The organism is Streptococcus sp. SI1, assembly GCF_030439945.1.
Taxonomy (GTDB): Bacteria; Bacillota; Bacilli; order Lactobacillales; family Streptococcaceae; genus Streptococcus; species Streptococcus intermedius.
In genome coordinates this window covers 317,775-341,759 of the sequence record NZ_JAQFJE010000001.1, presented here as the reverse complement: position 1 = coordinate 341,759, position 23,985 = coordinate 317,775, and the positions used below count along the sequence as shown (strand labels likewise).

General features: G+C 37.5%; 25 protein-coding genes and 1 other annotated feature. Of the genes, 1 reads left to right on the top strand and 24 read right to left on the bottom strand.

Going from position 1 to position 23,985, the window contains the following annotated elements:
* Position 1: 1 nt before the first annotated feature.
* The 23 genes from PCY10_RS01750 to lepA form a co-directional block, all read right to left on the bottom strand.
* On the bottom strand, positions 2 to 244 hold the full coding sequence (locus PCY10_RS01750; RefSeq protein WP_000627865.1) for a hypothetical protein: 243 nt from the start codon (positions 242 to 244) through the stop codon (positions 2 to 4).
* 20 nt (positions 245 to 264) lie between these two features.
* Positions 265 to 2,142 carry a VirD4-like conjugal transfer protein, CD1115 family gene (locus PCY10_RS01745; RefSeq protein ID WP_247906013.1) on the bottom strand — a complete coding sequence of 626 codons (1,878 nt, stop codon included), beginning with the start codon at positions 2,140 to 2,142 and terminating at the stop codon, positions 265 to 267.
* The gene (locus PCY10_RS01740; RefSeq protein ID WP_000093687.1) at positions 2,142 to 2,630 is read right to left on the bottom strand and encodes a hypothetical protein; all 489 of its coding nucleotides are present in this window, start codon (positions 2,628 to 2,630) and stop codon (positions 2,142 to 2,144) included. The genes PCY10_RS01745 and PCY10_RS01740 overlap by 1 nt, the downstream gene beginning before the upstream one ends.
* A complete protein-coding gene (locus PCY10_RS01735) occupies positions 2,620 to 2,919 on the bottom strand; it encodes a hypothetical protein (protein WP_000869763.1) in 300 nt (99 codons plus the stop codon). The genes PCY10_RS01740 and PCY10_RS01735 overlap by 11 nt, the downstream gene beginning before the upstream one ends.
* 333 nt (positions 2,920 to 3,252) lie before the next feature.
* Positions 3,253 to 3,840: a CPBP family intramembrane glutamic endopeptidase gene (locus PCY10_RS01730; RefSeq protein WP_037612737.1), complete on the bottom strand. Its 588-nt coding sequence runs from the start codon at positions 3,838 to 3,840 to the stop codon at positions 3,253 to 3,255.
* A 2-nt stretch (positions 3,841 to 3,842) separates the two neighbouring features.
* A complete protein-coding gene (locus PCY10_RS01725; RefSeq protein ID WP_000840776.1) occupies positions 3,843 to 4,076 on the bottom strand; it encodes a hypothetical protein in 234 nt (77 codons plus the stop codon).
* A 12-nt stretch (positions 4,077 to 4,088) separates the two neighbouring features.
* Entirely contained in the window at positions 4,089 to 4,469 is a 381-nt protein-coding gene (locus PCY10_RS01720) for an arsenate reductase (RefSeq protein WP_037612739.1), read from the bottom strand.
* Positions 4,462 to 4,911, bottom strand: a complete 450-nt coding sequence (locus PCY10_RS01715) for a hypothetical protein (protein WP_037612741.1) — start codon at positions 4,909 to 4,911, stop codon at positions 4,462 to 4,464. Before PCY10_RS01715 ends, PCY10_RS01720 begins: the two co-directional genes overlap by 8 nt.
* Entirely contained in the window at positions 4,895 to 6,253 is a 1,359-nt protein-coding gene (gene dcm, locus PCY10_RS01710; RefSeq protein ID WP_045773566.1) for a DNA (cytosine-5-)-methyltransferase, read from the bottom strand. Before dcm ends, PCY10_RS01715 begins: the two co-directional genes overlap by 17 nt.
* 99 nt (positions 6,254 to 6,352) lie before the next feature.
* Positions 6,353 to 7,132: a replication initiator protein A gene (locus PCY10_RS01705; RefSeq protein ID WP_037612744.1), complete on the bottom strand. Its 780-nt coding sequence runs from the start codon at positions 7,130 to 7,132 to the stop codon at positions 6,353 to 6,355.
* Complete coding sequence (locus tag PCY10_RS01700) at positions 7,129 to 7,302, bottom strand: hypothetical protein (protein WP_024057854.1); 174 nt, start codon at positions 7,300 to 7,302, stop codon at positions 7,129 to 7,131. Before PCY10_RS01700 ends, PCY10_RS01705 begins: the two co-directional genes overlap by 4 nt.
* Positions 7,303 to 7,503: 201 nt before the next feature.
* A complete protein-coding gene (gene rplL, locus PCY10_RS01695) occupies positions 7,504 to 7,872 on the bottom strand; it encodes a 50S ribosomal protein L7/L12 (protein ID WP_003072436.1) in 369 nt (122 codons plus the stop codon).
* 71 nt (positions 7,873 to 7,943) lie between these two features.
* A complete protein-coding gene (rplJ, locus tag PCY10_RS01690) occupies positions 7,944 to 8,444 on the bottom strand; it encodes a 50S ribosomal protein L10 (RefSeq protein ID WP_003029380.1) in 501 nt (166 codons plus the stop codon).
* A 36-nt stretch (positions 8,445 to 8,480) separates the two neighbouring features.
* Positions 8,481 to 8,615, bottom strand: a sequence feature (ribosomal protein L10 leader region).
* 155 nt (positions 8,616 to 8,770) lie between these two features.
* Entirely contained in the window at positions 8,771 to 9,613 is an 843-nt protein-coding gene (locus tag PCY10_RS01685) for an AraC family transcriptional regulator (protein WP_301558770.1), read from the bottom strand.
* An 87-nt stretch (positions 9,614 to 9,700) separates the two neighbouring features.
* Complete coding sequence (locus PCY10_RS01680) at positions 9,701 to 10,627, bottom strand: DNA repair protein RadC (protein WP_301558769.1); 927 nt, start codon at positions 10,625 to 10,627, stop codon at positions 9,701 to 9,703.
* An 892-nt stretch (positions 10,628 to 11,519) separates the two neighbouring features.
* Positions 11,520 to 12,401: a 4-hydroxy-tetrahydrodipicolinate synthase gene (gene dapA, locus PCY10_RS01675; RefSeq protein WP_301558768.1), complete on the bottom strand. Its 882-nt coding sequence runs from the start codon at positions 12,399 to 12,401 to the stop codon at positions 11,520 to 11,522.
* Between the two features lie 45 nt (positions 12,402 to 12,446).
* On the bottom strand, positions 12,447 to 13,523 hold the full coding sequence (locus tag PCY10_RS01670) for an aspartate-semialdehyde dehydrogenase (protein WP_301558767.1): 1,077 nt from the start codon (positions 13,521 to 13,523) through the stop codon (positions 12,447 to 12,449).
* Positions 13,524 to 13,814: 291 nt separating this feature from the next.
* The gene (locus tag PCY10_RS01665) at positions 13,815 to 14,885 is read right to left on the bottom strand and encodes an ABC transporter substrate-binding protein (RefSeq protein WP_003076371.1); all 1,071 of its coding nucleotides are present in this window, start codon (positions 14,883 to 14,885) and stop codon (positions 13,815 to 13,817) included.
* The gene (locus tag PCY10_RS01660) at positions 14,882 to 15,655 is read right to left on the bottom strand and encodes an ABC transporter permease (RefSeq protein ID WP_021002625.1); all 774 of its coding nucleotides are present in this window, start codon (positions 15,653 to 15,655) and stop codon (positions 14,882 to 14,884) included. Before PCY10_RS01660 ends, PCY10_RS01665 begins: the two co-directional genes overlap by 4 nt.
* Positions 15,652 to 16,458 (bottom strand): ABC transporter permease, encoded by an 807-nt coding sequence (locus PCY10_RS01655; protein WP_003072418.1) that lies wholly within the window; start codon positions 16,456 to 16,458, stop codon positions 15,652 to 15,654. Before PCY10_RS01655 ends, PCY10_RS01660 begins: the two co-directional genes overlap by 4 nt.
* Positions 16,439 to 17,596 carry an ABC transporter ATP-binding protein gene (locus tag PCY10_RS01650; RefSeq protein WP_003072416.1) on the bottom strand — a complete coding sequence of 386 codons (1,158 nt, stop codon included), beginning with the start codon at positions 17,594 to 17,596 and terminating at the stop codon, positions 16,439 to 16,441. The genes PCY10_RS01655 and PCY10_RS01650 overlap by 20 nt, the downstream gene beginning before the upstream one ends.
* 95 nt (positions 17,597 to 17,691) lie before the next feature.
* A complete protein-coding gene (gene murB / locus PCY10_RS01645) occupies positions 17,692 to 18,594 on the bottom strand; it encodes a UDP-N-acetylmuramate dehydrogenase (protein ID WP_021002624.1) in 903 nt (300 codons plus the stop codon).
* 719 nt (positions 18,595 to 19,313) lie between these two features.
* Positions 19,314 to 21,137, bottom strand: a complete 1,824-nt coding sequence (gene lepA, locus PCY10_RS01640) for a translation elongation factor 4 (protein ID WP_301558766.1) — start codon at positions 21,135 to 21,137, stop codon at positions 19,314 to 19,316.
* 136 nt (positions 21,138 to 21,273) lie between these two features.
* On the opposite strand from lepA, the gene PCY10_RS01635 reads away from it, so the two are divergent.
* Entirely contained in the window at positions 21,274 to 22,089 is an 816-nt protein-coding gene (locus tag PCY10_RS01635) for a Cof-type HAD-IIB family hydrolase (RefSeq protein WP_301558765.1), read from the top strand.
* Positions 22,090 to 22,691: 602 nt separating this feature from the next.
* On the opposite strand, the gene hemH is transcribed toward PCY10_RS01635, so the two are convergent.
* On the bottom strand, positions 22,692 to 23,786 hold the full coding sequence (gene hemH / locus PCY10_RS01630) for a ferrochelatase (protein ID WP_301558777.1): 1,095 nt from the start codon (positions 23,784 to 23,786) through the stop codon (positions 22,692 to 22,694).
* Positions 23,787 to 23,985: the final 199 nt, after the last annotated feature.

Here is a 23,985-nt window from a genome sequence, read left to right as displayed (position 1 = left end):
CCTAAATTGAAATTTGAGTTACAAAGGCTCCAGCAGCCCCGACCATAACTCCACCGACAATTTCCAGAATGGCATTCCGAACACCTGGTCCACCATCTTTAATGTTGGTTGCAAGGTTGACAATCCCCACAACAACGAGAAAGGCACCAACTGCAATCAATCCCTTCTGTAACAAAGACATAGCTTGTGCAAACATAGCACTTGCGTCTACTCCATAAACAAAACCTTTAAAATGCGTAATCATCTATTTCCTCTTTTCTATTTTTATTTTAAACTAGATTCAAAAGTTAGATCACGAATTCTAAGGCCTTCAAGATGATTTTCTTGTCTTTGATTCAAAGGATTGATTTGATAGTTCCACCACCGTTCATCGCTTTCTTGATTGGCTAGGTACTTCCAGTTTGGATGCTTGGTTGAATTGTATTTTTTGCTTTTAAAGACAGGCATATTGGCAATTCGAACCAAGCATTCATGCCGTTTCATATTTCCGACTTCATCAGGTGTCATTAAATCACGAGCAATCTTTTGATGAGAAAGGGATCCTGAACCTGTCTGGCCAAAAGAACGACTCGTATTTCGAACATCAATGGTTTGTTTACCGAGTAAGCCACTCATAAATTTAAAGGTATCTTCATCATTACCACCTAAGTAGACTAAGCTATCACAGTTCCCCAAAATGGTTTTCCAAGCTTCTTTTTCTTTATAGAGCCCTTGAAGTTGGGCAATATTTTGAAGAATAGGAACGAGACTCATATTTCGAGAACGGACTGTTGAGGTTTGTTCAGCAAAATCTGGAATTTCTCCGATGTTTGCGAACTCATCTAAATAGACTCTCACATGAAGAGGCAATTGACCCTTAAAATCAATATCTGCTTGTCTTGTTAGGGTTTGGAATACGGTTGAAAAAAAGAGGGCTGAAAGAAAGCGAAAGGTACTATCGTTATCTGGGATAACTAAGTAAACCATTGATTTTTCCTGGCCCCATGTCTTCATATCAAGGGTATCTCTTTTGGTCAAATCCATGACACTTTGAATATTGAAGAGGGCAAATTTAGCAGTGGTTACAGCTATAACAGAATCCAGAGTCTTATCCTTATAATTTTGAAAATCTGCCCAATTTCGCATGGTAAAATTTTCAGTCCCATACTTTTTAGCATAATTTTCAAATAGAATTTCTAAGACACTTTTTTCTTGGTTTTCACCCTTGGATAAGTGTTTAATGAGTTTTGAGATTTCAGCAAAACTTGGATAACGCCCTCGTTTTTTTCGCTCTTCCACTTCTTTTTTTTGACGTTTCAACAAGTTTTGATATTCTGTTTGACTTAAACGACTCTCTTCAATGAGCTGTTCTCTTGTTTTAGGTGGATTATAGAAATCAACCAAGTAGGAGGCTAAAGCTCGTACCAAAGTCATAGAAGCTTCATCCCAAAATGGATCACTACGAGATCCAGAGCCTTTGGTGTTATTAAAATAAACCGTCAGCATGCGATTCAAATCATTTTCTGTCTCTATATAGCGAAAAGGATTGAAACCATCTGAGTTCTTCATATTGACTAAATCTAACACCTTTACTTGATAGCCATGATCTAAAAAGAGTTTACCTGTTTTCTCGGCCAAGTGATCTTTTGGATCCACTACAATATTAGAACTATTCATCTGAATCAGATTGGGTTTCACAAAGCGAAATGTTTTCCCACTTCCTGAACCTCCGATCACCGCAATATTCTTATTTCTATCATATTGGGGTGGTTTTTTATCTAACAATGTCAAACGAACATCTTGTGCTAAGATCGTATCATGAGAAAATTCCTTACCGTAAAAGTGCTTCTTTTCCTTTAGAGTTCCAAAACGGGCGCTCCCGTATTCTACCCCTTCTCGGTATTGTTTTTTACCAGTCTCTAGATAGAGATAAACCAGCAACATCATCACAAAGCCTAGTAGAAAAAAAGCACTTGATTTTCCAGTAAAAGAAACATTCCATGGCGACTGAAGAACTTGATCTTGACCTTCCATCAGAAGATGAGTCCATTTATCTAAAGTATTTCCAGTATAGGAATCATACAAAAGCGTCAAACGATGAAAAAGATAGCCTAGTAAGATACCTAACAGTGAGAATAGTAGGAATTTCTTTCCACTGTACATCATCTCACCATCTCTTTCTGTTTGACGGCTCCTTCTTGTCTAAAGGTAATTTGGGATTTAGCTTCATCAATAGCATCATCTAATGACTTATCCATGGTAAAATCAGCTAATTTCTCCGGATCATTAACCATTTTTTCTAAAAGATGGTCTAAATGATTGTCCAGAATCGAACGGTCTTTCGTGTAGAAATGTAGAGAATCCCCTTGCCAAGCGATGGCTAAAGGAATCTCTTCTTTTTCTAAAAAAGCTTTAAATTTCTCTATATCAATTGGTTTGTCTAAAAAATCTTTTTTCAGATTAATCGTATCAATCGAATAAGGAGATTGTAGCAATTCTTCTAATTTCTGCACCCCTATCTTATAGGCGGAATCCTGTGCTAAAGCCTGACGCCTAGACCATTCTAGAATCTTTAAGAGACTTCTTACAGTAAATAAAAGACTACGCTCTGCATATTGAACTGCCATTCGTTCCTGTTGTTCAGAGGACATCTGATGCCTCCTTCTTCACAAATAGCAGCTTTCCTTCTTTATAACGATAAGCTATCAATTTCTGACGTTGCTTAATCGACTTAACAACCTGCAGTAGATCTCTCGAATAAGGTTCTCGAAGAGTAACTTCTACTGCTTTCCCATCAACGATACCAACACGTTTAAATTCAATGTAGTCTTTTTTGAGATGTCCTAAGCCCATACCAAAAGGAAAGTGATGAATCAATTGGATGGTACAACCACCTTTATTTCCCATTTGTTTCAAATCATACAAGTTTACTACCTTCATGATTAACTCCTTTATCTAGTTTGTCGCATCGTTTAAGTCTGGTAACGATAAACTCCGTGTCTGTTAGAAAATTCTCACACACGTCTTGTGCCAGTTGCCCTTCACAGGGAAATACTCTCAGTCCCTACTTACACAGGCACGCTAATCAAGACGGAGTGGATTCAATTTTCAAAGAACAGGTAGCTTTATTATAGATAAGAGTAGTTGAAATTTTTATCACATTTTTTATTTTTCTGTAGAGCTAAATTCATACTAAACAAAGATTTTGAAATAAAAGACTAACATTGTTACATAACGTTAGCATTTCATTTCCCTAAAACAAGCTAATTTGGTCTAAAAAAGCAGCAAACTATAAACTAGTAGGTTCCACACCAAATGTAGCCCCATACTACCCCATAAATCCGATTTATAGCGCACCATCCCTAAAAACATTCCCAATGAAACATATAAACACCAAGCTAGAATGGTTCCTGGATGATGAGCCAAAGCGAACAAAACACTTGTCAAAGCAACTCGAATATCTAATTTTCTGACCAAGTTCCATAAAATTTCTCGATACAGAAATTCTTCAATCATACTCGCATTGATTAAAAACAATAAAAATGAAAACCAAGGAACCTGATGTTGTAGGCCAATTAAGTTTGCTTGATTCGTGCTTCCTTGAGCATGAATCAGACTAAAACATAGACTTATAATCAGTAAGCTAACGAATCCAATACCAAGCCATTTTATCCTAGATTTCATATTGACCTTATGAGCTTGTTTACGTTGACCATACATCCATAAAAAAGAAATGAGTGACGCACTATAGAGAATCTGTAGTATAGTTAACTCACCGATACAAAGCAATTTCAGTAAGTATAGAGATACCAATAGGACATTAACTTGTTGGAATATATAAACTGGAATTATTCTTTTCATAGTTACCTCCGAAATAAATCTTCATAATCTAAATCTAATACCTGCACAATCCTTTCTACCCATGGACTTTGAGGCATTCGTTGTTCCATCTTATAGTGGCGAATCTTTTGATACAAACGATTCAATTCACTTGGATAGTGAAACTCTCCCGCAAACATTTTTCTGGTTAACTCAATCCAGCTGATATTTCTTTCAGCCAAAATAATGGACAAGTTCTCCCAAAATCGTTCAGCCATATTGCTTCTCCTTTAGTTAGATAAATAATGTGTTTGTACCATATAAATCAATTGTTTCGTATCTCTTGGCAATAAAGCTCTAGCCTCTTCCAAATTCAGATTCGGATAAACCCGCTTATTTGAAACCGCAAGAGGAAGTCTGATGGTTAGTTCAGGATTTTTTAAAATCATCTCAACGAAATCCGTTAATCTTAGATTGTCACGGTTCTTAAATCGTAATAAATTAGGAGATAAAAACTCAAAACAATCTGAAGAATAGCTCATCATTTCAATTAATTTGTCCTTTGTCATTTCAGAAATAGAATGAGGAGTGACCTCTATGCCATAGTTTTGAAAGAAGTCTAAAAGAAGTTGATTTCTATGGTTATTTTTACTTAGATAGAGATCAATCATGGGAGACCTCCCAAAGATTCGGTTCCATTTGATATTCTGAGACGATTAAGGAATCTAATAAATTGGAGAAGTTAATTGATTTCTTGTCTTCATCATAAGCTTTTACAGTTACTTGGGTTGTAAGTATTCCCTCTTTTCCCTCGGCTCGATAGCCTTGCCCATATAAAACAAAAACAAGATTATGATTATCATCTACAAAGGCGTCAGCTCCGTTCTTTATATCCTGACTTTCAAGGAATTCCATAATGTTTTGAAGATAGGATTCATAAAATAGTGGGTAATTGTGTTTTTTATGGTAAAAATCTAAAAATGTCACTTCAAGCTCACATGGATAATTGGGCATCAAAAATATTTGTTCATCCAACTGCATCATTTCTGCATCATGTAATTCTGTTTCTAATTCATCACAATATAGTATTGACTCTTTATTTAACGCTTTCATCTTTTTCCTCTATTTCTTTTAATTTCTTTGCGATTGCAGCAATCACAGGAACGGTTACACTATTACCAGCTTGTTTATAAAGCTGACTATTACTAGAGACTTTTCTAGCAGCTTCAAAAGCCCAATCAGGAAAACCCTGCAAGCGAAAACACTCTTTAGGAGTGATTCGTCGTATCCTCAGACGGTAAAATTGTCCATCTATTAAGATACCGGCTACATGATAAACTTGTTTATCTTCTCCTTCATAGCTAGCCACTACTACTCCCATTTGTCCACTAGTTGTTAACGTATTAGCTATACCTTTGCCAACTCTACCACGACGATACTGAGAACTTGGTCTTTCCAAATTGATTGAATCTCCTATTTCTGCTTGAGCATATCCTTTTTTCGTTGCCTCTCGGACTTTTAGAAATTGGATTGGTTCTGGAATCAGTATTTTGGGGATTTTATCTCCTCCTTGCATCGTAGTCAGTGTTGGAGATAAGCCCTCACTTCCATAGACACGACCTGTCTCCTTAAAGCTAGTTGGTAAATCTCCAACAACGACAATACCATGGCGATCCCGAGTATTTAAAGTAAACATTGGCTCTTGATTATCCTTGAAACGTCTACCATTTTGTCTCTTGTCTAATCTATCTGGTGTCATACAGGGAATAGCAACCTTGAATCCTTCTCCTTTTCCACGAACTAAGGTTGGTGCAAGACCTTCTGAATAATAGACTTTACCGCTCATTCCACTTTTTGATGGATTCAAATTCCCTAGTTCTTTCAAAGTCTCAGAGTTAGTTGTTTGACCTTCTCGTCTGAAAGGAAATAAGAGTCTGGTACCTTTCTTTCTAGAATGTCCGATAATAAACACCCTCTCTCTGTTTTGGGGAACGCCAAAATCCTTACTGTTAAGCACCTGCCACTCAACATCAAACCCCAACTCATCAAGTGTGGTAAGGATTGTAGTGAACGTCCGTCCCTTATCGTGATTGAGTAGGCCTTTAACATTTTCAAGAAAAAGAAAACGTGGTTGGATTTGTTTGGCCGCCCGAGCAATTTCAAAGAACAAAGTTCCTCTAGTATCTTCAAATCCCAATCGTCTTCCTGCGATTGAAAATGCTTGACAAGGGAATCCCCCACAGATAATATCGACTTTCCCTCTAAGTTTTTTAAATTCGTCATCTGAAACATCTCGTATGTCATGAAATTCTATTTCTCCTTCTGTTTGAAAAATGGACTTATAAGATTTCCTAGCAAATTTATCAATCTCACAAAATCCAATACACTCGTGTCCGACACTTTCCATTCCAAGTCGAAAACCACCGATACCTGAAAATAAATCAATAAATCTCATTTCTTGATTACCCCTTTCTGATCGACTATCAATGTCCAAAGTGTCACACCACTTGAAATTAAAATGAGCATAACTAATATCCACTTGATTGGCGACATTTTAACCACCTCCTTTTCTAACACGGTTATTCCAAACAGAATACAAGCCGTTAAACACAAATTCAGCAAGTACTTCCGCACGTCTAACAAAGCGAACATTGTCAAGAGCATACTGATAGATTCTCTCAAAATCAGTCATAGCAATTTCACTGGCTGTTTCAGAAAAACCTTCTCGTCTAAATTGATCTTGTACCAATCCCCAAATATAATCTCGATCATATTTTGTGACCTTTTCTACTTTTCTTCTCAAGATAGGTTGAGTATTCCTTTCTTCCTCATCCTCAATAAATAAAGAATCAGTCTCACTATATTTAGTCTCACTAACTTCAGTCTCACTAGGGGCTGAATGTGAGACGGGGGTCGTTTCATTTTCAACCTGCCCTAGTCTTTTTTTAACACTAGGCCTGTTTGAATTACCTACTGGGGTAGAAGACAACTCCCCTAAATAAATCTTATTAGCTAGTCTTCCTTTCTCACTTGAAGACTGTTGAACTTCATCAATTAAGTCATATTCTTTAAGAATTTTTTTGATTGATAGTAATTTTGACTTCGAACAACCTAATAGCTTCATCAGTTTAGAATTAGAAAATACTAAATAAACTGCTCCTTCTTCATCTATCCAACCACGACTAAGAGATAATTCTAAACGATCTTTTAAAATAGAATAAGCCACCTTTACTTCTAATTTCATATCCATATATTTCTCATCCTCAAAAAGAATTTTAGGTAATTTATAATACCGTTCTGAAGTTTGGTATTGATTTGCGGTAATTCGTTTCATAGCTCTCCTCCAAGTTCTTTGAGTATTAAATCTCCACTCGATTCCAATCGAACCAAGCCACTTTTTTCCAATTCAGCCATAAGAGAGATGGCTTCAACAATATCAATTCCCATTTCACGTACTAAAAATGAAATGACAATATAGCGTGATGATTGTAATTCTTTTGTCATTTTCCCTCCTGAAAATAAAAAAAGGAGAACAATATTCAATTGTTCTCCACGATAAATTTGTTAAAAAGAAAAACCCTGCCAAATTAATTTTTGGTAGGGTTTTTGGTAGGAAACTAAATTAATTTATCAGTTTCTAAAATGTGTTCACGATTCTAAAAGGCTGATACTATAGTATTCCGATTTCTAATTGGTATATGCCTCTTATTTAAGAGTAACTGAAGCTCCAGCTTCTTCCAATTTCGTTTTGATTTCTTCAGCTTCTGCCGCTGCAACACCTTCTTTAAGAACAGTTGGTGCTCCATCAACAAGTTCTTTAGCTTCTTTAAGTCCAAGACCTGTGATTTCACGAACAGCTTTGATAACGCCAACTTTCTTGTCACCGGCTGCAGTCAATTCAATATCAAATGAATCTTTCGCAGCTGCGGCTTCACCAGCACCAGCAGCAGCTACAGCTACAGGAGCAGCTGCAGTTACACCAAATTCTTCTTCGATAGCTTTTACAAGGTCGTTCAATTCAAGGATTGAAGCTTCTTTAATTTCAGCAATAATATTTTCAATGTTCAATGCCATTGTTATTTCCTCCAAATATATTTTCGTTATTTTATTATTAGTTTGTAGCATAGGCTACGCGCAACTTAACATTAAGCCGCTTCTTCTTTGTTGTCTGCAACAGCTTTGACTGCGAGAGCAACGTTGCGAACTGGCGCTTGAAGTACAGATAGTAGCATAGATAGAAGTCCTTCGCGGTTTGGAAGAGTTGCAAGAGCAACAATTTCTTCTTTAGATGCAACAGCACCTTCAATAGCCCCACCTTTAATTTCAAGTGCATCAGCTTCTTTAGTAAAATCATTGATGATTTTTGCTGGTGCTACAACATCTTCATTTGAAAATGCAACAGCAGATGGTCCAACAAAAGCATCAGCAAGGCCTTCAAGTCCAGCTTTTTCAGCTGCACGACGTAAGATTGAGTTTTTGATAACTTTATACTCAACTTCGCTTCCACGAAGATTACGACGAAGAACTGTGTCTTGTTCAACTGTAAGACCACGAGCATCAACAACAACGATACTTGCAGCTGCTTTCATTTTTTCAGCAACTACATCAACTAGTTCCGCTTTTTTTGCAATACTTGCTTCACTCATTTAGTGTTTCACCTCCGTAATTATTTTGCTTGGGGATTTTCCAAAAGAAAAACGCGCCCAAACCTAGACACGAAAGTACAATACGTTTCTTTTACATGATCCGTTTTGTCCTCGGTAGGATTTTTATGAGTCGAGCTCCCCTACTGTCTTAGGCAGTTTTTTCAAACCATTAATGATTGTAACATAAGAAAAAAAAGATTGCAAGAGTTTTTAATAATTTTTATAATTAGAACGAAAATCTATTCTTTTTAGTTAGCAGATTTATTAAATTATTGGAAAAATAAAAAAGCAGACCATAAAGATCTGCTCTAACTATCTTATGTTTATTATGCTTTTACAATTGGAATCCAAAGTTCCATTTTGTAGTCTTTACTATCCATATCCCCTTCATAATAATATTCAAAGTCAGGTTTTCCTGAATGGACATAACCATGTTCTGGGAAAAATACTTCCATTGCATATTTCCAACCATTATGAATACATTCCGGAACACTTCCTGTTAATTCTACAATGGCATATTCCGCTTCTTCAACTTTCAAAACATCTAAATCCATACTTTTTGCTTTATCTACATCTGTAACGATATACCCTGCTATGTAATTAATAGTACTTGGTTGTTCTACATTGTAACAAACACCGACACTTTGACCTTCTCCCAATCTTGCTAATTCATCATGACGATATTCTCCATGTAGTTTATTCCAAACACTCGGACATAATGATGAATTGATATTTTGTTCATTCCTACCTGCAACTGTAAATGAATTTTTCTTTTGAATTGTGATGTTCATACTTCTTCCTCCTCTTACACTTAGTGCTAGCTGCACTCGTGAAACTATTTTGAATGGTTTTCCATTTCTTACCTCTGAAGGTGTAAATCCATGAAATTTTTTGAATGCAGTCCCAAATGAATCAGATGATTCATATCCATACTTCATCGCTATATCAATAACTTTAATATTGGTATCTCTCAGTAAAACAGCCGCTTCTGTCAACCTTCTACTTCTAATATACTCTGACAATGGTGTATCTGTTAATATAGAAAAGAGTCTGCTAAACATAGGATAAGAATAAGTGGATAAATGGGTAATTTTATCTTCATCTATTTCGCTATCCAGCACACTTTCAATGTAGTTAATTGTTTCATTAAAAAATTGAATTATCTGCATATTTTACCTCTATTCATTTTTCTATCCTATGTAAAGATACCAAAATCTCTAACTTCTTTACCTTTAGTACAATAATCTTTCAGAGTTTTATCCCTTGATACATTGAAGGCACAAATCCCTAAACTGTCCATCCAATTGGGCAATCTCCATCAGAGTATCTGCTAAAGAATTATAGGCTTCCTGCCTGCTGTCCAGATAGGCTTGGCTAAAAAGCATAGCAATTTTTTCTTTCAAGTCTGCTCTGACAGGATCATAATCTTTCAAAAATTGACTCAAGTAAAGACTTCTAACTGCTGCCAAACGAAATGAAAAAAATTGATGAAGTTGTTTTTGTTCCGCATTTAAGCCGTTTGCTCGAATAGTTTTAGCATAGTCCTCAATTATACCAACCTCACCATTTTCATATCGTTGTTTCATGATAACAGAGACACTGTGATAAATCTCCTGACTTGTTGGAAGCTTATTTCTTTGCAAATTTCCCCACATGGAATAAGCTCCTCTTTTATAGTCAATCGCTTCTGCTTTCCACGCTTTACAAAAATCACGAAAATCCATTTTCACACAAGGATAGCCTGCCGGATCATGGAAATAAATCCAATGCTCATCCATGTCATAAACTGAAACAAAATGATCCACACCTCGTAGATGGCTATGATTGAGATTATAAGTCAGATATCCCATATCCAAAGGACCTACAATAACAGAGCCATGGTCTAGATATGTCTTGAGTTTTTCTTTTAGTTCTATCACATTGACTGGCTCTGAAGAATCATAGAAAAACTCCTCATAGTCAAATCCAAGAATTTGTAAACAATGACTAATGGACTCATCTGGCATGCCATTATCAAAGAAAACCAAAGGATGGCTGTCATCTTTTTTAACAAGGGTAGATCCATTACCCATGACCATGATCGCCTCTAGGTAGTCCGAGCGAAAATCATAGCCCGCAGCCTGTAAGGCCATAGCCGTCGAATGAGAATAACAAATCGGAATATCACCAAAGTATAAATTCATCTTCCTACCTCCTTGCCTATAGTATAAACGATAGGAAAATTTATCCCCCCATCAAATTTGTACGGAATTTATAGGTTTGCATAGAAAAAAGAAATTTCACATGTTTTATTGTAAATCAAAAAAGCTATTAAAAAATGAAACTATTGTCTAAAAACATCAAAGGCTAAGCTTTTACTGCACTAATTTTACAATTTTTTCTAACTATTAACAATGGTAACATAAGAAAAAAATTACAAGACTTTTTGATCGTTTTTTATAATTGGAGTGAAAAGCTATCCCTTTTGATTCGTAGAGTTATTAATTGTCGGAAAAAGAGAAAATGGTAAGAACTAATACGAAAAGACGATAGAATGTTTCATTTCTACCGTCTGTCTGATGTGTTTTTATTCCTTGTTCAGTTCGACACTGGTTTTTTAATCTTCCCAAAATCAACGGTAATCTATTAAAGTCTTTTCTTTTAGAATGACAGGTATACTAAAAGCTATGATTTCCGCTAGTACAGTAGCAAGCACATCGTATACGTCAAATAACTACACTAGTATTACCCAATGGTAATAACTCATGAATAAAAGACATCAGTACAACCACTATACATATATACATAAATGTCTTTTTAGAAAATTCAATAGTTGAGACTTTATTTGCACTGAATGTTGGACTAAAAGGTTGTTTTAGCATAGCTGTTGCAATCCATGCTCCTCCAAAACTAGGGTGTGACATAAAATATAGGAACAACTGAATTAATTGAATAATATTTTCTTAAAAATTCAGCCTAGTTTTGTCTTTTCAAACATTTCTTCTTGCAGATTTAAATGCTAAAGTCCTCCGTAATAAAAAATTCACTAGTTCATCGTAAATGTTCCCAACATTTTACAAACCTAAAACGCTTCCTTCAATCTTCAAAAACTGAAAGAATAACGGCTTTTTCTTGCTCTGTACAAGCAACCAATGGGAGGCGGAGTGATCCGACTTCAAAACCTTGATTATTTAGCACAGTTTTAAGTGGAGCTGGGTTTGTTACGGAAAAGAGAGCTTCTATTTTGGGTAATAACTGACGTTGAATCTGAGCAGCTTTTTCTAGGTTCCCCTTATCTAAAGCTGCAAACATTTCATAAAAATCATCTCCATTGGTATGAGCTGCCACAGATACAACTCCCTGAGCTCCAATAGCCTTTGCATGAAAAGCTTGTCCATCTTCTCCAGTATAAATTAGAAAGTCTTTTGGAGCATTTTCAACCAAATGAGTCAGGGACTCTATACCTGTACAGTCTTTGATACCAATAATATTTTGCAATTGTGCCAAGCGCAAGGTAGTTTCTACTGTCAAACCAGAAACAGTTCGGCTTGGAACATTATAAACAATAATTGGCAGATTTGAAGCCTCCGCAATCGCTTTATAATGCTGATATAAGCCTTCTTGAGTCGGTTTATTGTAATAAGGAGTCACAGCAAGACCAGCAACAAAACCACCAAATTTATCAACTTCACGCGCAAATTCAACGGAGTCTCGAGTATCATTTGTACCAATTCCAGCTATCAACGGAACGCGTCCTTTTACAATCTTTTGAACTGCTGCAAATAATTCCAACTCTTCTTCATGCGTCAGAGTTGGGCTTTCGCCAGTCGTTCCTGCGATAATCAATCCTTCTGTATGATGCGCTAAAAGATGTTCAATTAATTTAGGAAGAGCTTCAAAGTTAATACTACCATCCTCTTTAAAAGGTGTGACAAGTGCTGTAATTATTCTTGCTTTTTTTAAATCTTCTATAGACATAACTATCGTCCTCCTAGTTTACAAGATCCCACTCTATCTCATGTTTTACATCAATTTAAAAACAAAATCCGCTGTTGGATGGACCAATCCACGCTCATGTAGAGTTTCAGCAATTTGTACAGAGTTCCAAGCTGCCCCTTTTAAAAGATTATCTGACACTACCCACATGTGAATTCCTTTTTCGGCATCCAGATCCTTACGAATTCGTCCAACGAATGTCTCTCGTTTCCCAACAGCATTGACAGCTTGGGGATAAATTTGATGAGCAACATCATCTTCCAATACTGCTCCTGGAAAGTTTGCAATCGCTGTTTTCACTTCCTCAATAGAAGCTTTCTCTTTTGTTTCGATATAAATAGATTCTGAATGAGCTGATAGAACCGGAATACGAACACAGGTTGCAGAAACTGCAATGGTATCATCTTCCATGATTTTCTTGGTCTCATTCGTCATCTTCATCTCTTCATAGGTATAGTCATTGTCCGTAAAGACATCGATTTGCGCCAGAGCATTGAAAGCAATTGGATAGTGTTTTTTGTCGCTGCCAGAAGGTAGGATTTCAGCTTTAAGATCACGCGGAGCCACCTCCTCATTTAAAACCTCACGCAGTTCACGTTTGGTCTCAAGAATAGCACCCATACCAGCTCCAGATACAGCTTGATAGGTCGATACAATAATACGCTCCAAGCCCCATTTCCGACGAACTGGCTCAAGAGCTACCATCATCTGAATGGTTGAACAGTTTGGACAAGCAATAATCCCTTTATGGTTGGCAAGTGCATGCGCATTGACCTCCGGAACCACTAATGGAACATCCGGATTTTGTCGAAAATAAGAGGTGTTATCCACTACAACTGCACCTGCTTTTACAGCATAAGGTGCATATTTGGCAGACGTTGATCCACCTGCTGAAAAAAGGGCAATATCCACACCAGCAAAAGCTTCCTCAGTTGTTTCCTCAATGATCACTTCTTGGTCTCTAAAACGCAGTTTCTTCCCTGCCGAACGGACTGAAGCCAAATAGCGTACTTTTTCAATTGGAAGGCATGACTCCTCTAACATTTTGATCATTTGAGCCCCAACGGCACCTGTAGCCCCCACCACAGCAACTGTGTATCCCATAACATACCTCTCTGAATTTTCAAAAAATTTGTGTATTGCTGGTATTATACTACTTTTCTAATAAATTGAAAAGACTTATAAGAAAAAAGAAAGAACCGATTTGATTCTTTCTCATACTGATGCTAAGTCATTCACTACAGTTGACAAACAGCCTTAAAGATGTTCACTGCGTAAACTTCATATTTCAGACAATTGAGGTTAGATTGACAAATTCACTTTCATCATCTGTCACCTCTCACAAACTCTCGGACTATTAATACTAACGAAATTTGAAGAAATTCTCACTGTTTTTTATTTCCGATACATCTTCATTTGAAGATACAAATCGTTATAAATCCCCAACCATTTTGCGCCGAGTTGTTGATAGACTTCTAAATGCTTCAAAGTTTCCTCATCTGGATAAAAAGCTTTATCTTCCTGTACTTCTTTAGGGAGCATTGCCTTAGCTGGTACATTTGGTGTTGAATAGCCAACATACAAAGCATTTTTATAGGCATTTTCAGGTTTTAACATAAAGTTGATAAATTGATAGGCAGCTTTTTTATTTTTAACCGTCTTAGGAATGACGATATTGTCAAACCAAAGATTGCTGGCTTCTGTGGGGACAATGTAACGAAGTTTATCGTTTTTTGCTAACATTTGCCGTGCCTCTCCAGAGAAACTAACACCAATGGCCGCATTATTTTGAATCATATACCCCTTCATCTCATCTGCTACAATTGCTTTGATATTTGGTGTCAATCTATAGAGTTTGTTAACTGCCTCTTGTAATTGCTTGGGATTTTTAGAATTTAAACTATAGCCTAGGGCATTTAAGCCGATACCCATCACTTCGCGTGCTCCATCAATCATCATGATAGAGTTTTTATATTCAGGTCGCCACAAGTCACTCCAATGCTTAGGAACTGTTTTCACCAATTCAGTATTGTAAACAATACCTAGCGTTCCCCAAAAGTAAGGAATAGAATATTGATTTTTAGGATCGAACGATTGATTTAAGAACCGTTTGCCGATATTTTCTAGTCCTTTAATCTGCGAATGGTCCAGCTTTTCTAATAATCGTTCCGACATCATCTTAGAAATCATGTATTCACTGGGAATAGCAATATCGTAGGTTGTCCCACCTTGTTTAATCTTCGTGTACATGGATTCATTGGAATCAAAGGTTTCATATTGAACCTGAATACCAGTTTCTTTAGTAAATTTTGTTAATAGTTCTGGGTCAATATAATCTCCCCAATTATAGATGACTAATTTGTCACCAAATCCTCTTTTTGTACGACTTTCAATGTGGCGACTCCATCCCCAGAGAACAAGGATAATGGCAATAATACCTATTAAAAACGAATAAAGTTTTTTCATGCCACATCCTCCTTCTCACGAGAAATAAAGTAATAGCCAATTACTAAAAGAATACTAAAAAGAAATACTAAAGCAGAGAGAGCATTGATTTCCAGTGAGATTCCTTGGCGAGCTCGCGAATAAATCTCAACAGACAAAGTTGAAAAACCATTCCCAGTTACAAAGAATGTCACGGCAAAATCATCCAAAGAATAGGTAAATGCCATAAAATATCCTGCAATAATCGCTGGTGTCAAATAAGGCAACATGATTTCCTTTAACATCTGAACTTGATTTGCGCCTAAATCATAGGCTGCTTTAATCATATCATCATTCATCTCTTTTAGTCGTGGCAAAATCATCAAGACTACGATCGGGATTGAAAAAGCTATATGACTGGTCAGAACAGATAGAAAACCTAATTGAAATTTGATCGTCGTGAAAAGAATCAAAAAACTTGCCCCAATCATGACATCTGGTGCTACCATAAGGATATTATTAATCGATAAAAAAGTGTCTTGGTATTTCTTTTTTACTTGATAAATATAAATAGCACCAAACGTTCCGATAGCTGTTGCAATCAAAGAAGACAAAAAAGCCAGAAAAAAAGTTTGTGCCAAGATTAACATCAGACGACTGTCACTGAACATCTTTTGAAAATGTATTAGACTAAACCCTATGAACTTGTTCATATCCTCACCAGCATTAAAGGCATAGCCAATCAAATAGAAAATCGGTAAATAAAGAATTAAGAAGACGACTGTTAAGTAAATACTAGCTGTTTTTTTCATCGTTCCCCCCTTTCTTTTGTTGCCCACATGATAACGAGCATAGCTACAATCAAGACAACACCAATCGTTGAGCCCATGCCCCAATTTTGCGTAGTTAGGAAATGTTGCTCAATCGCTGTACCAAGTGTAATAACTCGATTACCACCAATTAAACGCGTCAGCATAAAGAGACTGAGGCTAGGAATGAAGACAGACTGAACACCACTTCTCACTCCATTCATAGAAAGCGGAAAAATCACATGACGAAACGTTTGCCAGCGATTGGCGCCCAGATCATAGCTAGCATGAACCAGATTCTCATCCATGTCCTCTAAGACATTAAAAATCGGCAATATCATAAAGGGTAGCTCAATATAACTAGCAACAAAAATAAAAGAAAAGTCTGTAAACAAAATTTGCTGAGAACCAATCCCGATAAAACTTAAAAACTGATTGACTGAACCATTTTGTCCAAAAATCCCGATAAAAGCGTAAGCTTTGAGCAACAAATTCACCCAGGTCGGTAAAATAATGAGCATCAACCAAAGCTGTCTATGCTTTAATTGCGTCAACAAAAACGCAGTAGGGTAACTAATTACCAAGGTAACAATTGTGATAATCCCTGCATACAAGACTGAATTCAAACTCATTTTAAGATAGGTTAGATTTTGCGAAGCGAAGTAGGTCTTATAATTTTCAAGAGTAAAGTGACCTTCAATATTGAAAAACGACTGCCAAACAATCATGGCAACAGGCGCTAATACAAACAATAGAATCCAAAGAATATAAGGAGCAACAAAAAGATCAGAGGTTGTTTTCTTCATCGCGCTCCTCCTCAATAGCATTGATTAAGCCTGCTTCCTGCTCTTCCATCTCGACATATTCTTCAATCCGAGCATCAAACTCTTCTTCTGTTTCATTGAGACGCATAATATGAATATCTTCCGGTTCAAAATCTAGCCCGATTTCCTCTCCGACAATGGCCTTGCGAGTCGAATGAATCATCCACTCATTACCCAAGTCATCATAAGCGATAATCTCATAATGCACTCCGCGGAAAAGCTGCGTATCAACCTTAACTTGTAGTTTCCCTTCTTCTGGAAGCGTAATTTGTAAATCTTCTGGACGAATGACCACTTCCACCTGCTCATTAGGACGCATCCCTCCATCCACTGCTTCAAATTGCTTGCCATTGAACTCAACCAGATAGTCTTCAATCATCTTTCCTGGAAGAATATTAGATTCGCCGATAAAGGTCGCTACAAAGTGATTGATAGGCTCGTCATATATATCAACAGGTGTTCCTGACTGAACAATCTCTCCCTCATTCATAACAAAAATCCAGTCACTCATAGCCAGCGCCTCTTCTTGGTCATGAGTAACAAAGACAAAGGTTATTCCCAGACGCTGTTGCAATTCCCGTAATTCATACTGCATATCTGTCCGTAACTTTAAATCCAATGCAGATAAAGGTTCATCCAACAAAACAACACGTGGTTCATTGACAATAGCACGTGCTATTGCGACACGTTGCCGCTGTCCACCGGACAATTTACGAATAGATCGTTTCCCAAAACCATCTAAACGCACCATTTTCAAAACTTCCGTAACACGACGCTCTATTTCTTTTTTTTCAACCTTACGCAAACGCAACGGAAATGCTATATTTTCAAAAACGGTCATATGAGGAAAAAGGGCATAAGACTGAAACACTGTGTGCACATCACGTTCATTGGTCGGAATATCATTGATTCGGACGCCGTCAAGAAAAACATCACCGCTTGATGCTTCCAATAAGCCAGCGATGATATTTAGAATGGTTGATTTTCCCGATCCTGATGCACCTAGAAGTGTGTAAAATTTTCCTTCTTCTAGCTCAAAGTTGATATCCTTTAAAACGACTGTATTATTATCTTCAAAAATCTTTGAGACGTTTCTAAATTCAATGATTGGTTTATTCAATTGCCATAAATTCCTTCTTTTTCATAGATTGACAGTTTAAAGTCTTGTCCTGACTCATTTTCTTGGAGATGTTATCAAAAAGTTCAACATTATTATCACTTCTCACCAATAATTCGAACTTCTCTTTCCAAGGCAACACCTGACTGAACTTTGACAGCCTCAATCACATGTGCAATCAAATTTTCATAATCAGCAGCTGTTCCGTTATCAACATTGACCATAAAACCTGCATGCTTTGTAGAAACTTCTACCCCGCCAATACGGTATCCTTTTAAATTTGCTTCACTAATCAATTGCCCTGCAAAATGTCCCGTCGGACGCTTAAAAACAGACCCACAAGAAGGATACTCCAAAGGCTGCTTCAATTGACGAAGATGTGTCAATCGTTCCATTTCCTGACGAATCACACGATGCATACCTGGCGCTAGGGCAAACTTGGCAGAAATTACCACATCTCCTGTCTGTTGAACATATGAACGGCGATAACCAAATTTCATATCTTGAGCACTGAGAGTCTTGATTTCTCCATCGCGCGTCAGCACCTTACAAGAAAGTAAAATATGTGCAATTTCGCCCCCATAAGCACCAGCATTCATAAAAACAGCACCGCCAACGCTGCCTGGAATACCACAAGCAAACTCAAAACCTGTCAGACTGTGATGAAGTGCAACATGAGTCGTCTCAATCAGATTGGCACCTGCTTCTGCTTCAATCGTATAACCATCTACTGCCACATTATTTAACTTATCAAACATAATCACAAATCCACGAATACCACCATCACGAACGATGATATTGCTTGCATTCCCTAGTACCATCCAAGGGATCTGTTCCCGATTAGCAAATTTCACCACTCGTGCCAATTCATAACGATTTCGTGGAAAAACCAAATAATCAGCAGCCCCACCTACTTTTGTATATGTATATTGTTTTAAAGGTTCATTGAAGCGAACATCAATTCCATTCAATTCCGATTTTAACATTTCTAAAGTTGACATATTTTCTCTCTCTTAAACAAAATTCACTTTATTATACCAAATTTAAGAAATATTTACGATAAATTAAAGAAAAATATTCTCTTAATCCCGCCTAAAAATAATTTTAAAATTCTTTCCTTGTAGATGCCATCGGCTATTTAAAAGAGAGCGGGAGACAATCCATGATTTCATAGAAATCAACTTCTTCCCGCTCTCTCAATGTTTAGGTTTGACTACCAAGTTGAAATTTTTTCTTTAAATCTTTGAGTTTTCTTTACTCAAACTCTGTGTCATTTCAATATAAGGGATGAACGTTACGAGTGTCTTTCGATCACTTTCAAACGCAATAAGAGAATCTTTCTCGTCTCTTTTGAAAATTCAGTTAATCAGGTACCGCCTTGATTTCATTACGAGATTCACTTGATAGGCTTCGTTATCATCAGCACAACTGTTCCTTTCAAACTACAGTCCACAAGGGAAACGCTAACTAACAGTGTTAAACATATCATGAAGTATTACTTTCTTTTATTTATCATAACCTCCTGTCCTCTTATTATATTTATGTTAAAAAAACACTTTCTGAATAATTAAAAATAGAGTAGAACAGAACCAAAGATTGTCAAATTTTGATTCTGTCCCACTCTTCAAAGACTAAAATAGACACTGTATTGTTCATTATTAATTACAACAGACTTGAGATTTTGAGATGTATTATTAGCTTCTTTCGTATTTATAAAAAATTATTCATCATCCATACTGAGAACACTGAGGAAGGCTTCCTGTGGTACTTCAACAGAGCCAATCGCTTTCATCCGTTTCTTACCAGCTTTTTGTTTTTCTAGAAGTTTACGCTTCCGGGATACGTCACCACCATAACACTTAGCCAAGACATTTTTACGCAGGGCTTTAATGTCTGTCCGAGCCACAATTTTCTGACCAATAGCGGCTTGAATTGGCACTTCAAATTGCTGACGTGGGATAATCTTCTTTAATTTTTCGACAATCAATTTTCCACGTTCATAAGCAAATTCCTTGTGAACAATAAAGCTAAGAGCATCAACCTTGTCACCATTGAGGAGAATATCCATCTTGACAAGATTAGACTTACGATATTCTGAAATTTCATAGTCAAAACTAGCATAACCACGAGTAGAAGACTTGAGCTTGTCAAAGAAGTCAAAGACGATTTCCGCCAGTGGGATTTGATAGATGACATTGACCCGATTTTCATCAATATAGTCCATGGTCACAAAATCACCGCGCTTGCGCTGAGCCAACTCCATCACTGCTCCGACAAATTCCTGGGGCACCATAATCTGCGCCTTGACATAAGGCTCCTCAATGGAATCAATCTTGGTCGGATCCGGAAACTCGCTCGGATTGGACACATCAAGGGAGGCACCATCCGTCATATTGACCTTATAGATAACAGAAGGTGCTGTCATAATCAGATCAATATTAAACTCGCGCTCCAAGCGCTCCTGAATGACATCCATGTGTAGCAAGCCTAAGAATCCACAACGAAAACCAAAACCTAGTGCCTGAGATGTCTCTGGTTCAAATTGTAGACTAGCATCATTCAGCTGGAGTTTTTCCAAAGCCTCACGCAAGTCATTGTACTTATTGGACTCAATAGGATAGAGGCCAGCAAAAACCATAGGATTCATTTGCTTGTAGCCATGAAGCGGTTCATCTGCTGGATCATCTGCCAAAGTCACTGTGTCACCAACCCGAGTATCTTGAACAGTCTTAATCGAAGCTGCAATATAACCAACATCCCCAGTAGCCAAGAAATCACGACCAATGGCTTTCGGAGTGAAGATGCCGACTTCAGTCACGTCAAAGGTCTTACCATTGCTCATGAGCTGAATGGTATCTCCTGGCTTGACCACACCGTCCATAACCCTCACTTGCAGGATTACTCCACGATAGGCATCGTAAACCGAATCAAAAATGAGAGCCTTGAGCGGCGCTGCCACATTGCCTGTTGGTGCAGGAACTTTCTCCACGATTTGCTCCAAGATTTCTTCAATCCCGATACCAGCTTTAGCCGAAGCCAACACAGCTTCGCTTGCATCCAAACCAATGACATCTTCAATCTCTGTTCGAACTCGCTCTGGATCAGCAGCTGGAAGGTCAATTTTATTGATAACTGGTAAGATTTCCAAATCATTATCTAAGGCAAGATAAACATTGGCTAAAGTTTGTGCTTCAATACCTTGTGCTGCATCGACCACCAGAATAGCCCCTTCACAGGCTGCCAACGATCGCGATACTTCATAAGTAAAGTCCACATGCCCTGGTGTATCAATCAAATGAAAAATATAAGTTTCACCGTTCTTAGCTCTATAATTAAGTTCAATCGCATTGAGCTTAATAGTAATGCCCCGCTCCCTTTCCAAATCCATACTATCTAAAAGTTGAGCTTGCATTTCCCGGCTGGATACAGTATCCGTCGCTTCCAAAATTCGATCTGCCAAGGTTGACTTACCGTGGTCAATGTGAGCAATGATGGAGAAATTCCGAATCCGCTCCTGCCGCTTTTTTAATTCATCTACATTCATTTTTCTCTTCCTTTTCGGGTATTCTATTTATTATAACATAAGAAAGGTGACTTTTACCAGTCTTGAAAAGGCATGCCATATTCCGTTTCATTTGTGCTATAATAAAAATAAATACATTTACAGAAACGAGAATGCTATGATTAAACTAATCGCATTAGACATGGACGGTACGCTTTTAAATAGTCAAAAAGAAATTCCCCAAGCACATATTCAAGCGATTCATCAAGCTGTCGAACATGGAGTAAAGCTGGTTCTTTGTACAGGTCGCCCTCTAGTCGGAGTGAAACCTTATTATGAACAATTAGGACTGAGTGGAGATAATGAATATGTCATTATCAATAACGGCTGCTCCACTCATCAAACAAAGGATTGGAAGCTTGTTGATTGGAAAGAGCTAAGTGCAGAGGATATGCTTTATCTGGATAGAATCGCCAAGCAAACTCCTGCCCAACTGACTCTTTTTGACGAAGAACGCTATTTAGTAGTTGACGAAAAACCAAGCGACCTAGTCACCTATGACGCTAGCCTTGTCTTCACAACCCCAACAGAAATCAGTCTCGAAGAAGCTATCAGCAGTAAAAATATTATATTTCAAGCTATGTTTTTAGCCCAGCCTAATGAGTTAGATACCTTTGAAAAACAATTTGGTTCGCAGATTTCTCAACGTTTCAGCGGTGTTCGCTCACAACCGGTCATTTACGAAGCCATGCCAAAGGGTACTACTAAAGCAACAGCTCTTAAGCAATTAGCTCAACACTTAGAGATTGAACCTCAAGAAATTATGGCACTTGGTGATGCCAACAACGACATTGAAATGATCCAATTTGCAGGTCTTGGCGTGGCTATGGGCAATTCTAGCGATCATGTTAAAAAACTAGCCAATTATGTGACAGATACCAATGATGCGAACGGTGTCGCCACAGCTATTGAAAAGTTTATTTTGAATCAATGAGATATAAAAGATGGTGGGACAGAAGTAATTTTTTAAAATTTTACTTCATCCTCTTGCCTCTAGACTGAGATTAAAAGGATCTTTCACATTATTTTGTTATTACTTAGTTTATCTTTTATTACCTTGTTAGATTAAACAATCTGGGAAACTGTTGATCAGAACAAAGCGAGGCTGAAACAAAAGTGTCTCAGCCTTTTTTGTTGCAATCTAAAAAGTATCGAGATTAGAAAATCTCTATCCCTTCTTTTTTCACATTTTCCAGTATACTTGCAGGTAGTTGGTAAGATGGGAATGCCTAGCTTCTGTCAGAAAGCTGCTGATACGGTGCAGTAAACAGATCTTAACACAATGATCCTTATCCAGCCAGAGTGCTCCGCTACATCTCCTCCATAATTAGAAAATGATAAGCATAAAACCGATAAGGATTATGTCCAAAAACATAATTGGCCATCGTAACGGCTTTTCTCCATGTAAAGTTGCATATTCTTAGTGCTGGCACAAAGACTACTGGCAAACCAGTTCTCTGATTAAATCTTGGTGCCAAAGTATCGCGAATTTCCCTTCTGAAATCATGTTATAAAGTCAGCAACGAAAATGCATAATCAGCTTCTAGGCAGTTTTCCTGCTTTCTCCAGCATTTTCTTGACAAAGTATGGCATTTTAACATTTTCGCGTCCTTTTTTCTCAATCAATTTCTTGACAAAATCTGGCATTTTCAGCTCTGCACCTTCTGCCAGAATCTGACTGCTCTCCTCCGACGGCTGCAATTCATCAAAGGTTTCTTCTTCTGGAAAACATTCTTTGAAGGGTTCATGCTCATGGCGGCGGATACTTTGAATCAGGGCCTCAATTAGACGGTCATCTGCATTGGGCATAGGCGGTCTATGATAGGCAACACCCAGATCTTCGCAAAGTTCCTTGCACTCCACGTCATTGTCAAAAAGGACCTCTATATGCTCACTGATAAAGCTAATCGGCACAAAAATATAATGCTGAGGATGTGTTTCTTGCTGGCGCATGTAGTCCAGCACGTCAGGTTTGATCCAAGGGAGTCCAATGTCACTCTCACTCTGCCAAACATTGAGATAATCCTCCTCTGTCAAACCCAACCTGTCAGCAATCAAGCGGGCATTGTCATAGATCTGATCAATGTAAGGATCTCCAAAATCTAAAGCCAGAATAGGCACACTGTGGGCTGAAAAGAAAATCTTGAAGGTCTCCTCTCCAACCTCTTCTGTAAGAATCTTTCTCAGTTCCTCTGCCCAATAATCAAGAATAGCTTCTTCTTGATACCATTCCTTAATGATATTAAAGTGGATGCGATCACTCTGGATGAACTTCTCATAACCCATAACAGAATAGTAAGAAAAATGCGGCTCTAGGATCAAACAGATACAATCCTCAATACCATCCTCTTCCATCCGCTCAATCACATCTGGGATAAAAGGACGTGAGAATTTATTGGCAAAATAAACCGCATACTCACCAGATAAACGCTGACGGACCTTTTCCACCTCTTCTAGACTGATACGCTGCAGAGGCGTTCCACCAATGAGGACATAGTTATCATAGAGGGTCTGAATCTCATGGTCTTGCGGCCTGACACCGCGGCGAATATTGGTAAAAAATTCAGCCACTCCCTCAAAGCTAATCTCCTCTGGCGAGCCAAAAGTCATCATTAGAACTGCTTTCTTCATCATCTTTCCTCTTCAATCCCCTTGTGAAAACCAAACTAGCCTTTCAATGGTTTACTTGTAATTTCTTTCATTTTAACATCTTAAAAAAGACTTGAATAGCCTAAAATCCCATTCTCTACGAAGAAAATACAAATTTAATAATTCAGACATTTTAACAATTGAAAAACAAAAATAAAACAGAACGGATTGCTGCTCTCCA